Below are 13,799 nucleotides of genomic sequence, written 5' to 3' on the forward strand. Positions count from 1 at the left end.
GCGGGTTTTAATCACCGCATTTAGCTGACGGTGTGAACGATCATTACATCGCAGTCGGACTGGCGAGCAACGTCTGCCGGCACGGAGCCCAGCAGGCGACCGGTCAGGGAGTTGATGCCGCGGTTGCCCACGATAAGCAGGTCAGCATCGTTGTCGTTGACGATGGACATCAGGGCCTGCACTGGGGTGCCCGGGCGAACAGCGGTTTCGACCTTGGAAGCGCCGAACTTCTCAGCGTGTGCCTTAGCATCCTTGAGGTTTGCCTCCGCCTTCTCATCGCCCAAAATGGTTACGGAATCCTGGCGCAGGGTCTTGGAAGCCTGCTCCTGGTTTTCGTAGTAAGCACAACCAATAATCAGATTGGAATCGAATGCGGCGGCGATCTTAGCTGCTCGCTCTACAGCGAGGAGAGAAGACTTAGAACCGTCAGTACCGACAACGATCGAGTTGTAGTCGCTCATGATGACCTTTCTTTGTGGGTGTGTACCCGGAGTGTTTATTTAGCCTACAGAGGCATTACTGCCAGTGTAACAACGAAAAAAGATTAACGTTTCTCGCTGGTATTAACTACGACGACGTCTACCTTTGACTTGTGGGTTAGTTCCGTTGGGACAGAACCAAAGACTCGACCACGAACGGAATTCACGCCGCGGTTTCCCACCACGAACAGGTCCACGTCATAGTCCTGACCTACTTCCAACAAGGCTTTTACTGGGTCTCCAGATTTCCCTACGATTTCAATGTGTTCCGCACCCTCCGACTCGGCGATACGGGTGGCATTGGTTAGGTAGGTACCGGCCATGTCCTCACTTACAACGGGCAGACCGGCTTCGTCGCCCCTCGGAGCACCAAGCATGGATCCAGCGTGGTTATAAAAAGCTGAGATAATAATCAGCTTAGCGTCGTACGCCCGTGCCATGGACGCCGCAGCGCGGACCGCGCGCAGGGAGGTTTCAGAGCCATCGGTGCCGACGGCAATGTTTTTATAAGTAAGCATTATTCTCCTTGCAGTTGAACTATTTCACAGTGACAACTAAACGGCGCTTCTGGCACTTATCCAGTATAACTAGCGCAGCCCTTAAGAGAAGTACCCGCGGAGCCAATCATCACTTTCAGGGGGAGAAAACTAAATTCCCGCTTCCTTCAATCCACGCAATTCCTTCTTTAGATCAGCAATCTCATCGCGCAGACGACCAGCCAGCTCGAATTTGAGCTCGCGCGCGGCGGCACCCATTTGGGCCGAGAGGTCGTCGATAAGCGCCTGCACCTCATCGGTAGCCATGCTGGAAATATCCCGCTTCTCCACCACTGCAGAGGGGTCGGAGTTGGCCTCCTCTTCCCCTCCGTCTTCATAGACCTGGTCAAGGATATCGGCAATCTTCTTCCGCAAAGGCTGCGGGTCAATGCCATGTTCCTTGTTATAAGCTATCTGCTTTTCGCGGCGTCGCTCCGTCTCCTCGATTGCCTCTTGCATCGAATCGGTGATTTTATCGGCATACATAATCACCTCGCCAGAGACGTTACGGGCAGCACGGCCGATGGTCTGGATAAGCGAGGTGGTAGAGCGCAAGAAACCTTCCTTGTCCGCATCCAAGATGGCAACGAGCGATACCTCGGGGAGGTCAAGTCCCTCACGCAGGAGGTTAATGCCCACCAGCACATCAAACTCGCCAAGGCGCAATTGCCGCAAAAGCTCGACGCGCTGCAAGGTATCGATATCCGAGTGCAAGTAGCGCACCTTAATCCCCTGCTCCAGCAGGTAATCGGTGAGGTCTTCTGCCATGCGCTTAGTCAGCGTCGTCACCAGCACTCGCTCTTGCTGCGAAATGCGGGTGCGTACCTCATCAATAAGGTCATCAATCTGGCCCTTAGTGGGTTTGACGGTAACCTTCGGATCCACCAGACCAGTCGGGCGAATAACCTGCTCCACGTACTCACCGTCCGAGGACGTGAGCTCAAAGTCGCCAGGGGTGGCGGACATGTAAACGGTTTGTCCCACGCGTTGTTCAAACTCATCGAAGGTCAGCGGGCGGTTATCCACTGCGGAGGGCAGCCGGAAACCGAATTCCACCAGGTTGCGCTTGCGGGACATATCGCCCTCGAACATGCCGCCAATCTGTGGAACCGTGACGTGAGACTCGTCAATGATGGTGAGAAAATCCTCGGGGAAGTAATCCAGCAGCGTTGCCGGTGCGGAGCCGGCCGGACGGCCATCGACGTGGCGGGAGTAGTTCTCGATGCCGGAGCAAAAACCTACCTGCTCGATCATTTCTAGATCGTATTCGGTGCGCATGCGAAGCCGTTGTGCCTCGAGCAACTTGCCGCGGTTTTCCAGATCTTCCAGGCGCTCGGCCAATTCCTCCTTGATGGCAGCCACAGCTTTTTCCATGCGTTCGGGTCCTGCCACGTAGTGAGTCGCGGGGAAGATGCGCACCTCGTCTACTTCCTCGATGACATCGCCAGTGACGGGGTGAATGTAGTAGAGGGAATCGATATCATCGCCAAAGAATTCAATGCGTACCGCACGTTCCTCATAAGCCGGAATGATATCGACCGTGTCACCCTTGGCACGGAAGGTACCACGGGTAAATCCCACGTCGTTGCGTTCGTATTGGATATCCACCAGCAAACGGAGAAAGCGGTCCCGGTCCAGCTCCTCGTCCACGGAAATAATGACTGAGCGATCCAAATAGGATTGCGGGGTACCCAAGCCATAAATGCACGACACGGAGGAGACAACCACCACGTCCCGGCGGGACAGGAGGGCCGAGGTAGCCGAGTGGCGCAGGCGCTCTACGTCCTCGTTGATGGACGAGTCCTTTTCAATATAGGTATCCGTCTGCGCGATATATGCCTCTGGCTGGTAGTAGTCATAATAAGAGACGAAGTACTCCACTGCGTTATGCGGCAGGAGCTGGCGCAGCTCGTTCGCTAGCTGCGCCGCCAGGGTCTTATTTGGCGCCATCACCAGCGTGGGCCGCTGCTGTTTTTCGATCAACCACGCAGCTGTGGCGGACTTACCTGTACCGGTAGCACCCATGAGTACAACATCGCGCTCATCGCGGTTGAGGCGTTCATTGAGCTCTGCAATAGCGGCGGGCTGGTCGCCGGCCGGTTCGTATTCAGAGACAACCTGAAACTCACCTGGGGTGCGCTCGACCTCGCTGACGACGCGGTGCTCGGAATTTGGGATAAGAGGATGTTCAGCAGCAAAAGCCATGCCCACTACTCTACTGCTTATACGGCGCAGCTAGCTATGTTCACGGCAAGGAGTCCTGCGCGGTGCGCAGCCACTCTTCCAGCTCGCCGGTGGTCTCCCACAGCGCATAAACCGAGGAGGTCTCTGGGCGCATCGCACTATTGATGCGACGGCGCAACCACGCTTTAGACTGCGGCGTATACAGAGGCGCAAGATCCTCGCGGTGGATTCCTTCCGGCAGCGCATCAGCTTTCAGCTTCAATAAGGCGCCCAGTGCGATCATGGTTTCCGCGTCATCGGAGTCCATGGGCTCTTCGGCGCATGACTTCTGAAAGGCTTTGAGATCGAACGAGCCATCACGCAAGCTAGCGAGCAGTTCTCGCGCTGCATGATTATCAAAAGGCCCAGTATCCCACGTTCCCACGGCGAGTAGCTTAAGACGCGAAAGTTAACACAACTTCGAAACTGCGTAAACTCTAATCACCCAACGGTTAAAGTTTGGGTGACTCCGCGTCTATGACTCCGCTTCTATGCGGTCCATAACTTCGGCCGCTCGCGCGCGTAGCTGCTCCAGCGTGCCGTTGTTGTCAATGACGTGCGTGGCTGCGGCTAGTCTCACCTCATCAGGTACCTGCGCTGCAATGCGACGGCGCGCATCGTCCTCTTCCAGCCCGCGTGAAGCTACGAGGCGGCGGACGCGCTCTTCTACGGCCACGTCGACCACGATGACGAAGTCCATGTCTTTGTCTAAACCGTTATCCACCAATAGCGGCATATCGTAAACGGCGAAGTCGGAGCCTTCCTCACGTGCCTCCGCGAACTGACGCTGCGTTTCCTCTTGGATGCGTGGATGGGTAATGGAGTTGAGCAACTCAGTGTGTTCCTTGTCCGCAAAGGCTCGCCGAGCCAATTCCTTGCGGTTGAGGCTGCCGTCCGGCAGCAAAATATCTTCTCCAAATGCTGCCGCCAGCTCCGCTAACGCAGGCCGCCCGGGCTTGACGACGTCGCGCGCAATGCCATCGGCGTCTACCACGCGCCACCCTCGTCCGCGGCAGATCCTCGCGACTGTTGACTTGCCACTGCCAATGCCGCCTGTAAGGCCAATGAGTTTCATGGCAGCCACCCTACGCGAAAAGGAACCCCGCCATACGCGATGGAGCGGGGTTCATCTGTCGCTATAGGTGTCAGCGTTTGTTTATTCCGCTGCTTCCTCTGGCTTCGGGGGAATGCGGAGCAAATCATCACTCGGGGTAACCTGGCCGGCTTCGCCAGAGACCGCGCCGAACTTGGCGGCGTTAGTGACCACAACCGGAGTAATCAGGTTATAGCCCTTGGACCGAATGAATTCCGGGTCAAAGCTAATCAACTTATCGCCCGCGGAAATGCGCTGTTTCTTTTCCACGTGCACGTCAAAGCCTTCGCCTCCCAGTTCCACCGTATCGAGGCCTACGTGGATGAGCAGCTGCACGCCATTGTCGAGGCTTAGGCCTACCGCATGGCCGGACTTTTGAACGGTGAGCACCTTGCCGTCGGCAGGCGCATAGACGGTATTGCCGGTTGGCTGGACTGCCATGCCAGGCCCCAGCTTTGCGCCTGCGAATATAGGATCCGGGACTTCCGAAAGGTCAACTGCCTCGCCCTCCAGGGGGGAATCTAACACGATGTCGTCCTTGCCACTCTGCTTGGCGGCAACACCAGTAGCAGCAGTGCCCGCAGCGCTGGCAGCAACGGCGCCACCCGCATTCGAGGGCTCTCCCTTCCCGGCCTTGGTGGGCTTGAACTCCGAACGAACAGCTACGTCATCCACAGATTCGCCCTGTTCACGGGCGATGCGCTCCAAGTCTGCCTGCTTTTCTTCTGCTGTGCGGTAGCCGAAGAACAAGGTCAGGAAGAAAGAGGTAAGGAATGCAGCCGTAATACCAAGGACGTAGCCCAGCTGCGGCGTCATAGCGCCAGTGGTCAACGCAGAGGTAAAGACAAAGGCCTCAGCGCGGACATCGAAGATACCGATGATTGCGCCGCCTACCGCACAACCTGGCAGCAACCGGTAGTAGCTGCGGCGGAAGCGCAACAAGATGCCATAGAGGGAAGGCTCAGACACGCCACCGAGGATGCCCGCTGCGAAGGCACCGATAGAAACCTGGCGCATGGCATTGTTCTTTTCCCTGAAGGAGATAACCATGACCGCGCCCACAACGCCGAAGCAGGCGAAGTTCCACGCACCCATCGGACCCTGAATGAAGTCGTAGCCGTAGGTCGCGATGTTCTGAATCATGATGACATTCAGCGGCCAATGCAGGCCCATCGGAACGAGGAACGGGTACAGCAGCGGAATGACGATAGCCAAGATGAACGGCGAGAAACCATTGATTTGGTACAGGACCCAGGAAATGCCATTGCCTACGCCAATGCCGAACGGGCCGAGCAGGAAGGCCGTTGCTGGAATCATGATGAGCAAGGAGAAGAACGGCACGAAGACCATATGAACTGCGCTCGGAATGATCTTCTTTAGCCCCTTTTCCACCCAGTACAGGCCGATTGCAGCCAAAATAGGCGGGAATACCTGGGAGCCGTAGGAGTTGATGACCAACGGCAGGCCAAACACGTTGACGGTATCGCCTTGCTCACCCAGCGACATGAATTCGGGGGTCAAAAGTGCCGCGGGAATAGCCGCGGAGACCCACATATTCGCACCCAGCTTCTGGGCCGCGGTTGCACCGACCATTACGGGCAAGAAATAGAAGACCGACTGGAACATGGCATGAGCCAGCCGGAAGCCCTCTGGCTGCTCCTCCAGCGGTGCGCGGAAATCCTGGATGTGCGCCGTGTCCGCCAGGATGAGCAGCATGATGATGAGCGAGGCACCCAGCAACGCCCACAAGACAGGGCGGAAGGTATCAGAAAGGAACTCGAAGCAGTAATCCACCCAGTCGTACTTACCGCGAACCCCGTCATATTCCTTCTTGGAGGACGCCTCTTTGTCGCCGGAGGCATGCACACCGGGCTGTTTGATGATCTCGTTGTAGTAGTCAGCGACGCCGCCGCCCATGACTACCTGGTAGCCGTGAGCCCCCTGGGGCACGGTACCAAGCACCGCTGGGTCGCTATCGAGATTTTCTTGGTCAACTTTCCCCGCATCGGCAAGTTGGAAGCGCAGGCGCGTTGCGCAGTGCGTCAGCGACGTGATGTTGTCGGCGCCGCCGATACTTTCAACGATGTGGGTGGAAGTGTCCTTGATAGATGCCACTTCTTACTCCTCAGTTCAAATACCACTTATAACCAGTACTGCACTGGCTATAACGTCAGGTTTGAGTATAAGAGGATTCCCACATGAACAAAAGCCCGTTTTGTTGGCCTTCCAGGGACTTTCTCTACCTGGGAATGCTTCACCGCTGGTCAACCACCTAGAGGCAACGATCATCCCGGCAAACGATTGCACAAACTGTCTAAAAGATCACAAAAGCCGCGCCCACCCCATCTAGGTGATGAAGTGGGCGCGGCCGTGAGCCAAGCCCTAAGGCCTAGCGGAAACTAAGCGGAAGCTTTAGTTGCCAGCGAGCTTGTCGCGCAGTGCAGCGAGCTGCTCGTCGGAAGCCAGGGAGCCGCCAACCTCTGCCTGAGTCTCGGATGCCGGAGCTGCATCGGAGGAATCAGAGGAGTAGTTGGAGGACTCTGTAGACTCAGCAGCCTCAGCGGCTGCGGCGCGGTTGCGCTCGATCTGAGCGGTGTGCAGGTTGAAGCGACGCTCGGACTCTGCGTAGCGTGCCTCCCAAGCCTGACGCTGCTCGTCGAAGCCTTCCTTCCACTCGTTGGTCTCAGGGTCGAAGCCCTCAGGGAAGACGTAGTTGCCCTGCTCGTCGTAGGAGTCAGCCATGCCGTACTTGGACGGATCGAACTCTTCGGTGTAGTCCTCGTCCGCCTGCTTAACGGACAGGGAGATACGACGACGCTCGAGATCGATGTCGATGACCTTGACCATAACCTCCTGGCCAACGGTGACAACCTGGTCCGGAACCTCGACGTGGCGCTGAGCCAGCTCGGAGATGTGAACCAGGCCCTCGATGCCCTCCTCGACGCGAACGAAGGCGCCGAACGGAACGAGCTTGGTGACCTTGCCCGGAACGATCTGGCCCACAGCGTGGGTGCGGGCGAATACGCGCCACGGATCTTCCTGGGTAGCCTTCAGGGACAGGGAAACGCGCTCGCGGTCCAGATCGACGTCCAGAACCTCAACGGTTACCTCGTCACCAACGGTAACAACCTCAGATGGGTGGTCGATGTGCTTCCAGGACAGCTCAGAAACGTGAACCAGGCCGTCGACACCGCCGAGATCGACGAAGGCGCCGAAGTTGACGATGGAGGAAACAACGCCCTTGCGGACCTGGCCCTTCTGCAGCTGGTGCAGGAACTCGGAGCGAACCTCGGACTGGGTCTGCTCGAGGTATGCACGGCGGGAGAGGACAACGTTGTTGCGCTGCTTGTCCAGCTCGATGATCTTTGCTTCCAGCTCCTGGCCGATGTACGGCTCCAGGTCACGGACGCGACGCATCTCAACGAGGGATGCAGGCAGGAAGCCACGCAGGCCGATATCCAGGATGAGGCCGCCCTTGACAACCTCGATAACGGTACCGGTAACAGGCTCTTCCTTGGCCTGCAGCTCCTCGATGGCGCCCCATGCGCGCTCGTACTGCGCACGCTTCTTGGAAAGGATCAGGCGACCTTCCTTGTCCTCCTTGGTGAGAACAAGTGCGTCAACCTCATCGCCGACCTCAACAACCTCGTCCGGGTTGACGTCGTGCTTGATGGACAGCTCGCGGGAAGGGATAACACCTTCGGTCTTGTATCCGATATCCAGCAGTACCTCGTCGTGGTCAACCTTGACGACGGTACCCTCGACAATGTCACCATCGTTGAAGTACTTGATGGTGGCGTCTACAGCTGCGAGGAAGTCCTCTGCGGTTCCGATATCGTTAATCGCAACCTGCGGGGTGTTAGAAGATGGCATATTGAAAAATGCTCCGAATAAATGTAGGAAATCGAAATTGGACAACTGCGCGTCTCTCGAAAAAAGCTTGCTAAGCTGCGCAAATGCAGCTAAAAAGAGAAATAATCGATCCCGCCTCGTGATTGCTTAAAGCCTTCCTACAGGGGCTTAGAACAACCCGTGGCATAGACACGCCCGTTCAACACTACATCTGTCCAGCTAAAAGGGCAAATACGCAGACCAACTATTTCGCAAAGGAATTTCTTCCACCGTGACTTCCCCCTCGCACGCAAACCAGGCCTACTGGGATAGCGACGCCGCCCACTACCACACCGAGCACCCCGACTACCTATCTTCCTTTTACTGGTGCCCAGAAATGCTGCACGAAGACCAAGCACACTTGCTAGGCGACGTCTCGGCTTCCTCCGTCCTCGAAATTGGCTGCGGTTCCGCACCGTGTACCCAATGGCTCCAGACACGCACGCACTTCGCCACCGGTTTCGATATTTCCCGCGGCATGCTCAACCACGCTGCACCCGGACTCCCCTTAGCCCAGGCCGATGCACTGTCACTCCCCTACGCCACGGGCTCTTTCGACGTAGCCTTCTCGGCGTTCGGCGCCTTCCCTTTTCTTGCCAACCTTGACTTAGCCCTAAGTGAAGTCTCGCGTGTCCTCAAACCTGGCGGTAGGTTCGTCCTTTCTGCCAACCACCCCATGCACTGGATATTCCCTGATGATCCCACCGATCTGACGGCCGATATCAGCTATTTCGATCGCGCTTATCTGGAGCAAGACCGCGAGGGCAACCTCACCTATGCGGAGTTCCACCGCACTATCGCCGACTGGTTTCAGGCATTACAGGGCGAAGGCCCGTTCCTAATCGAGGACATCATCGAGCCCGAATGGCCAAGGGAGCTCACCACTACGTGGGGCCAATGGTCGCCGGAGCGCGGCGAAATCTTCCCCGGCACGATTATTTTCGTCTGCCGGAATTGCCGCTAACCTATGGGCATGTTTCTGGATCGAATTGGCCTACTCCTACGCCGCGGCCTCGCATGGTGGATCGACGCCTTCCTGGCAGCGGCCGTTATCGTTGTGGTGCGCTGGGCAATCAATGCACTTGCCGACGCCCCCTTAACCGGCCACACCCTCGAGATTTACAACGCTGTGGCCCTCGCCCTAGTCTTCTACGCCTACCGCGTATGGGCCGAGGCCACGAAGACAACTTCGCTAGGAAAATGGTCACTCAAGCTGGAGATCATTGGCACCCAGCCCGGCGTGCGCGCGGCCTGCCTGCGCAATTCCTGGCTGTTACTTTCTATACTCACACTGACGGGAGTGCCGTTTATTGTGCCGTTGCCACTCGGCGTCCTAAGCGTGAGTGTCCTCGCCTTCGGCCAAACACCGTTCGACATGCTGGCCAATTGCCTAGTCGAGCGCCGATCTCAGATAGACACGCCTTCTTTTCGCGGCACCAAGTAATACAGGAGCGCAAGGACTACCAGGACAGCGAACATCCACGAAGATGGGAAGAGGAATGCTAGTGCCGTAGCTACCACCATCACCGCTACGGCCGTTAACCTCCTAACCTTAGGGTTAGGTGCCAAACGGGCGTTAGCCATGGCACCCCCAAAATACGCCACCGCAATAATTCCGTACCCGATTACACTTACCCTATATTCTGCAAGATACCGTTCGAGCCCGAAGTCAGCAATATCGGTGGCTGGAAAGATTACTTGAATGGCCCACAGGCTTTCAAAGACGCGGAGGGTCCACCTATTCGTCTTCTCTTCTAACGCCACGGCTCGGCAATTCCCTTCTTAGCTTTTCGACTTACACTCATAACTTTTTCCGCACAGAAAAGGCTACCTAAAAAAACTTAGTGCGCATCCCGCCACAACTTTTGAACTTTCCGCATTGCATAGCCGGGCATGCCCAAGTCTTCAATGGCTTGCTTATTCCACGTTCCGCGGACCTGTCCATCCACCACGATGGCGCGGCGAAATACTCCACGATTTCCCGGTACCAGTACTTCATGGACCTCGTTTGTCATCGCAAATAGACGGGCTTGATAACCCAAGATGTACTCGTCAAATGCTCCCAGCAGCAATACCGATTGCTTCTTTCGCGCTTCGGCCATTTCCACTATCTCAGCCGACACAAGGTCCTGGGAATCTTCGCCGCAGCGCACGATGTCCGGCGCGAGGTTTTCGGCTGCGGGCCGTATCAGTCTTTGTGGGAGCTTTGCCCACCAGGCAAAGTCCCGCAATGTTGCGGGACCGTGCGTTCGGAAGTACCGAGTCATCAGCTCCGCGGTCGCCGCGACTTTATCACCGTTGAAGGTCTCCTCTAGCCCCGGCAGATCCACCGGTGTGATGAGCTGATCGGCTCCTGAATAGACGGCGTGACCGCTTTCCATTGCTACACGCACAACATGCCAAAAGGGTACGTCGGGCAACGCTGTTGCAGCCCGCTCCTTGAGCTCGGCGCGCGAAAGCGGATTCTCAATGAGCTTGGTTACCCCTGCTCGCAGCTCGGTATCACCCTTGCGCCCCTTCGCGCAGAGTTCGGTTATCCAGCCTATGTCCTTGATAGAAGCCGCGAAAAGCGTATTGCGCATGGGATACCCACGCACAATGTTTCCAGCATCTGAATGGTCTTTCGCCCGCAAGGCCAGTGACCGGCGCACCGAATGCAAGTCTTGGCCTTGCATGACGCCGAAGGCGCGGGCTGTCTCCTCAGCGCTCTCCCACCGCCTCATGGTTAGGCCTTGCGAGGCGAGCCTCAAGCGCGCCTTTTCCCGGCGGGAGAATATAACCGAGCTAGTGGGCTGCGGCATCCCAATCCTTGCCTGCGCCGGCGGAGACCTCTAGCGGCACGTTGAGCTCGATGGCAGAGTCCATCTCTCGTTCGAGAATCTCTCGAACCGTGTCAGCCTCACCGGACGCCACCTCGACTACCAATTCATCGTGAACCTGTAGCAGCACGCGAGACTTCATTCCTTGCAGTGCGCGGTCCACACGAATCATCGCCACCTTAATGATGTCCGCGGCAGTGCCCTGAATCGGTGCATTAAGCGCTGCGCGCTCTGCGTTCTCGCGTGCTAGGCGGTTATCGGAGTTGAGCTCTGGCAAGTAGCGGCGACGGCCGAAGAGCGTTGCCGTGTAGCCATCCTTGCGGGCTTGGACCACGACTTCATCGAGGTACTTCTTCACGCCGCCAAAGCGCTCAAAGTAGCTTTCCATGATGGACTTTGCTTCCCCGGCCGGAATGCCCAATTGCTGGGATAGGCCGAAAGCGGAAAGTCCGTATACCAACCCATAAGACATGGCCTTAACCCGACGGCGCAGCTCGGGTGTCACTTGATCAACGGGAACGTCGAAGACTCGAGAGCCAACATAGTTGTGCAGGTCTTCGCCTTCCTTGTAGGCCTCGATGAGGCCCGGGTCAGCGGAGAGGTGCGCCATGACACGCATCTCAATCTGGGAGTAGTCCGCAGTCATGAGTTCATCGAAGCCATCGCCCACGATGAAGGCAGAACGAATCTGGCGGCCTGCTTCGGTGCGCACGGGGATGTTTTGCAGATTGGGTTCGGTGGATGACAATCGGCCGGTAGAGGCCACGGTTTGGTTAAACGTGGTGTGAATGCGGCCGTCAGGCTGCACGGTTTTGATGAGGCCCTCCAGGGTGGTCTTCATCTTCTGGTACTCGCGGTGTGCCAAGAGGTGATCGAGGAAAGGGTGAGGGTTTTTGGCCGCGAGCTGTTCAATCTCCTTGGCCGCGGTGGAGTAACCCGTCTTCGTCTTTTTGGTCTTGGGCAGCTCGAAGGTCTCAAAGAGCACGGTTTGCAGCTGCTTCGGCGAGTTGAGGTTGAGCTTGTCATCGCCGGCAAGCTCGCGGGCGGCGCGCTCTTGTTCGGCAACCTGCTCTACAAAGGCATCCTTTTGCGTTTCGAGAATGTCAACGTCAACGGCGATTCCGGTAGCCTCCATGCGCGCCAGGATGGTTACCAGCGGCAACTCGAGGTCGGTATAGAGCTCGAAGGAATCAATCTCCTGTAGCTCCGCAGTGAGCCGTTCTGCCAGCTCCATAATTGCCGCGGCTTGGTCAACCAGGGAGGAATTATCCAAAAGGGAAAGCTGCTCCGTGGCGGCGCTGAGGGTCTTTTGGAGGTGGCGCTGGTAGACGTCGGCAAGCGCGTAAGTGCGCTGACCTGGGCGAAGAAGGTAGGCGGCAAGGGCTGTGTCATGGGCAATGCCGGCCAGCTCTATCCCACGACCAGCAAGCATATGAAAGGCCGCCTTTGCCTCGTGGAAATACTTCGGCGCATCGGAGGCCAACCACTGGGCTAGGGCCTTATCGTCCTCAGCAGAAAGATCGCCCAGCTCCACTTGCAGGCCGTGGCGTTCCTGGTCCACGAAAGCGATCGCAGAAGCGTCGCCTTGTCCCGGGTTTCCCTCGCCTTGGACATACACCGCAACATGCTCGCGGCCGGGCAACCACTGGGACAATGGCTCGTCATCGATGACCGTCTCTAGCTCTTGGACTTGCTCTGCCTGCTCTGCTGCCTCAGCACCATCATTGGGAATGGCTGCGAGTACGCGATCGCGCAGGCTGGTACCAAACTCAAGGTCATCAAACTTGGCGGCAACGTCGGCGACCTTGGCTTCCTTAAAGGCCAAGTCATTTGGACCGACCTCTAGGTCCATGTCCGTAATCATCTGGGTGAGCTTGCGGTTCATCTGCACCTGCTCGATGCGCTCGCGGAAGTTATTGCCTACCACGCCCTTAATTTCCTCGGCGTGTTCTACCAAGGATGCCAAGTCTCCATACTTGACTATCCACTTGGTGGCCGTCTTCTCGCCTACCTTTGGGATGCCCGGCAAATTATCGGAAGGATCGCCACGCAGCGCGGCAAAGTCCGGGTACTGCGCGGGGGTGAGACCGTACTTCTCTTCTACCGCGGAAGGGGTAAAACGGTGGAGCGTGGATACGCCCTTCATGGGATAGAGCACCGTGGTAGACTCATTAACCAACTGCAGGTAGTCACGGTCGCCGGTGACGATCAGGGTCTCATAATCCTGCGCCTCGGTTGCGAGAGTGGCCAGGATGTCATCAGCCTCGAAATTCTCCCGGGACAGGGTGGTAATTCCCAGTACCTCGAGCACCTCGCGAATGAGGTCTACCTGCCCCTTGAATTCCTCCGGCGCGGCCTCGCGCTGGGCCTTATAGTCCGGGAACATCTCGGTGCGGAAGGTCTTGCGCCCCACGTCGAATGCCACCGCAATGGCGTCGGGGGTCTCTTCCGCCACGATATTAGAGAGCATCGATAAGAAGCCATACACGGCATTAGTGTGCTGACCTCCTGAGGTGGAGAAATTATCCACCGGCAGGGCATAGAAGGCGCGAAATGCCATGGAGTGGCCGTCAATGAGCAGAAGTCGAGGCTGATTAGTAGTCACCTGCCCCATCCTAGAGAAGCACGCCGACATCCGAACACCCCGGTGCAGATTTTGTGGATGACGTGGGCATTCCCCCGCTGCCCCTACCCAATTAGGAATTCGCCTAGTGCCTGCGCTACTATTTTCACAGTCAAAGGCAGTCCGCCTTTACAC

11 protein-coding genes are annotated in these 13,799 nt (G+C 57.2%); 2 read left to right on the forward strand and 9 right to left on the reverse strand.

Annotated elements, in window-relative coordinates; translation table 11 throughout:
• Positions 1 to 20: 20 nt before the first annotated feature.
• From ACKFRY_RS08865 to rpsA, 7 genes are all read right to left on the reverse strand, one after another.
• Positions 21 to 461 (reverse strand): universal stress protein, encoded by a 441-nt coding sequence (locus ACKFRY_RS08865; RefSeq protein WP_005323273.1) that lies wholly within the window; start codon positions 459 to 461, stop codon positions 21 to 23.
• An 83-nt stretch (positions 462 to 544) separates the two neighbouring features.
• The gene (locus ACKFRY_RS08870) at positions 545 to 997 is read right to left on the reverse strand and encodes a universal stress protein (RefSeq protein ID WP_005323274.1); all 453 of its coding nucleotides are present in this window, start codon (positions 995 to 997) and stop codon (positions 545 to 547) included.
• 129 nt (positions 998 to 1,126) lie between these two features.
• A complete protein-coding gene (uvrB, locus tag ACKFRY_RS08875) occupies positions 1,127 to 3,220 on the reverse strand; it encodes an excinuclease ABC subunit UvrB (protein WP_005323275.1) in 2,094 nt (697 codons plus the stop codon).
• Between the two features lie 40 nt (positions 3,221 to 3,260).
• On the reverse strand, positions 3,261 to 3,623 hold the full coding sequence (locus ACKFRY_RS08880) for a DUF4259 domain-containing protein (RefSeq protein ID WP_005323276.1): 363 nt from the start codon (positions 3,621 to 3,623) through the stop codon (positions 3,261 to 3,263).
• Positions 3,624 to 3,713: 90 nt separating this feature from the next.
• The gene (gene coaE / locus ACKFRY_RS08885; RefSeq protein WP_150850372.1) at positions 3,714 to 4,313 is read right to left on the reverse strand and encodes a dephospho-CoA kinase; all 600 of its coding nucleotides are present in this window, start codon (positions 4,311 to 4,313) and stop codon (positions 3,714 to 3,716) included.
• Between the two features lie 81 nt (positions 4,314 to 4,394).
• Positions 4,395 to 6,446, reverse strand: a complete 2,052-nt coding sequence (locus ACKFRY_RS08890) for a glucose PTS transporter subunit IIA (RefSeq protein ID WP_408922688.1) — start codon at positions 6,444 to 6,446, stop codon at positions 4,395 to 4,397.
• 297 nt (positions 6,447 to 6,743) lie between these two features.
• Complete coding sequence (gene rpsA / locus ACKFRY_RS08895) at positions 6,744 to 8,204, reverse strand: 30S ribosomal protein S1 (RefSeq protein WP_005323279.1); 1,461 nt, start codon at positions 8,202 to 8,204, stop codon at positions 6,744 to 6,746.
• A gap of 250 nt (positions 8,205 to 8,454) precedes the next feature.
• On the opposite strand from rpsA, the gene ACKFRY_RS08900 reads away from it, so the two are divergent.
• A complete protein-coding gene (locus ACKFRY_RS08900; RefSeq protein ID WP_250410847.1) occupies positions 8,455 to 9,186 on the forward strand; it encodes a methyltransferase domain-containing protein in 732 nt (243 codons plus the stop codon).
• Positions 9,187 to 9,195: 9 nt separating this feature from the next.
• Complete coding sequence (locus ACKFRY_RS08905) at positions 9,196 to 9,666, forward strand: RDD family protein (protein WP_408922689.1); 471 nt, start codon at positions 9,196 to 9,198, stop codon at positions 9,664 to 9,666.
• 397 nt (positions 9,667 to 10,063) lie between these two features.
• Here ACKFRY_RS08905 and ACKFRY_RS08910 read toward each other — a convergent pair whose 3' ends face one another.
• Both ACKFRY_RS08910 and polA read right to left on the reverse strand, forming a co-directional pair.
• Complete coding sequence (locus ACKFRY_RS08910; RefSeq protein ID WP_408922690.1) at positions 10,064 to 11,023, reverse strand: DNA glycosylase AlkZ-like family protein; 960 nt, start codon at positions 11,021 to 11,023, stop codon at positions 10,064 to 10,066.
• Positions 11,007 to 13,655, reverse strand: coding sequence for a DNA polymerase I (gene polA, locus ACKFRY_RS08915; protein WP_408922691.1), 2,649 nt, complete (start codon positions 13,653 to 13,655; stop codon positions 11,007 to 11,009). The genes ACKFRY_RS08910 and polA overlap by 17 nt, the downstream gene beginning before the upstream one ends.
• Positions 13,656 to 13,799: the final 144 nt, after the last annotated feature.

Origin of the sequence: Corynebacterium tuberculostearicum (genome assembly GCF_046097255.1) — a bacterium.
Taxonomy (GTDB): Bacteria; Actinomycetota; Actinomycetes; order Mycobacteriales; family Mycobacteriaceae; genus Corynebacterium; species Corynebacterium tuberculostearicum_J.

Coding starts and splice junctions, on each gene's coding strand:
- ACKFRY_RS08865 (WP_005323273.1), bottom strand. CDS start 461: ATGAGCGACTACAACTCGATCGTTGTCGGTACTGACGGTTCTAAGTCT.
- ACKFRY_RS08870 (WP_005323274.1), bottom strand. CDS start 997: ATGCTTACTTATAAAAACATTGCCGTCGGCACCGATGGCTCTGAAACC.
- uvrB (WP_005323275.1), bottom strand. CDS start 3,220: ATGGCTTTTGCTGCTGAACATCCTCTTATCCCAAATTCCGAGCACCGC.
- coaE (WP_150850372.1), bottom strand. CDS start 4,313: ATGAAACTCATTGGCCTTACAGGCGGCATTGGCAGTGGCAAGTCAACA.
- rpsA (WP_005323279.1), bottom strand. CDS start 8,204: ATGCCATCTTCTAACACCCCGCAGGTTGCGATTAACGATATCGGAACC.
- ACKFRY_RS08905 (WP_408922689.1), top strand. CDS start 9,196: ATGTTTCTGGATCGAATTGGCCTACTCCTACGCCGCGGCCTCGCATGG.
- ACKFRY_RS08910 (WP_408922690.1), bottom strand. CDS start 11,023: ATGCCGCAGCCCACTAGCTCGGTTATATTCTCCCGCCGGGAAAAGGCG.
- polA (WP_408922691.1), bottom strand. CDS start 13,655: ATGGGGCAGGTGACTACTAATCAGCCTCGACTTCTGCTCATTGACGGC.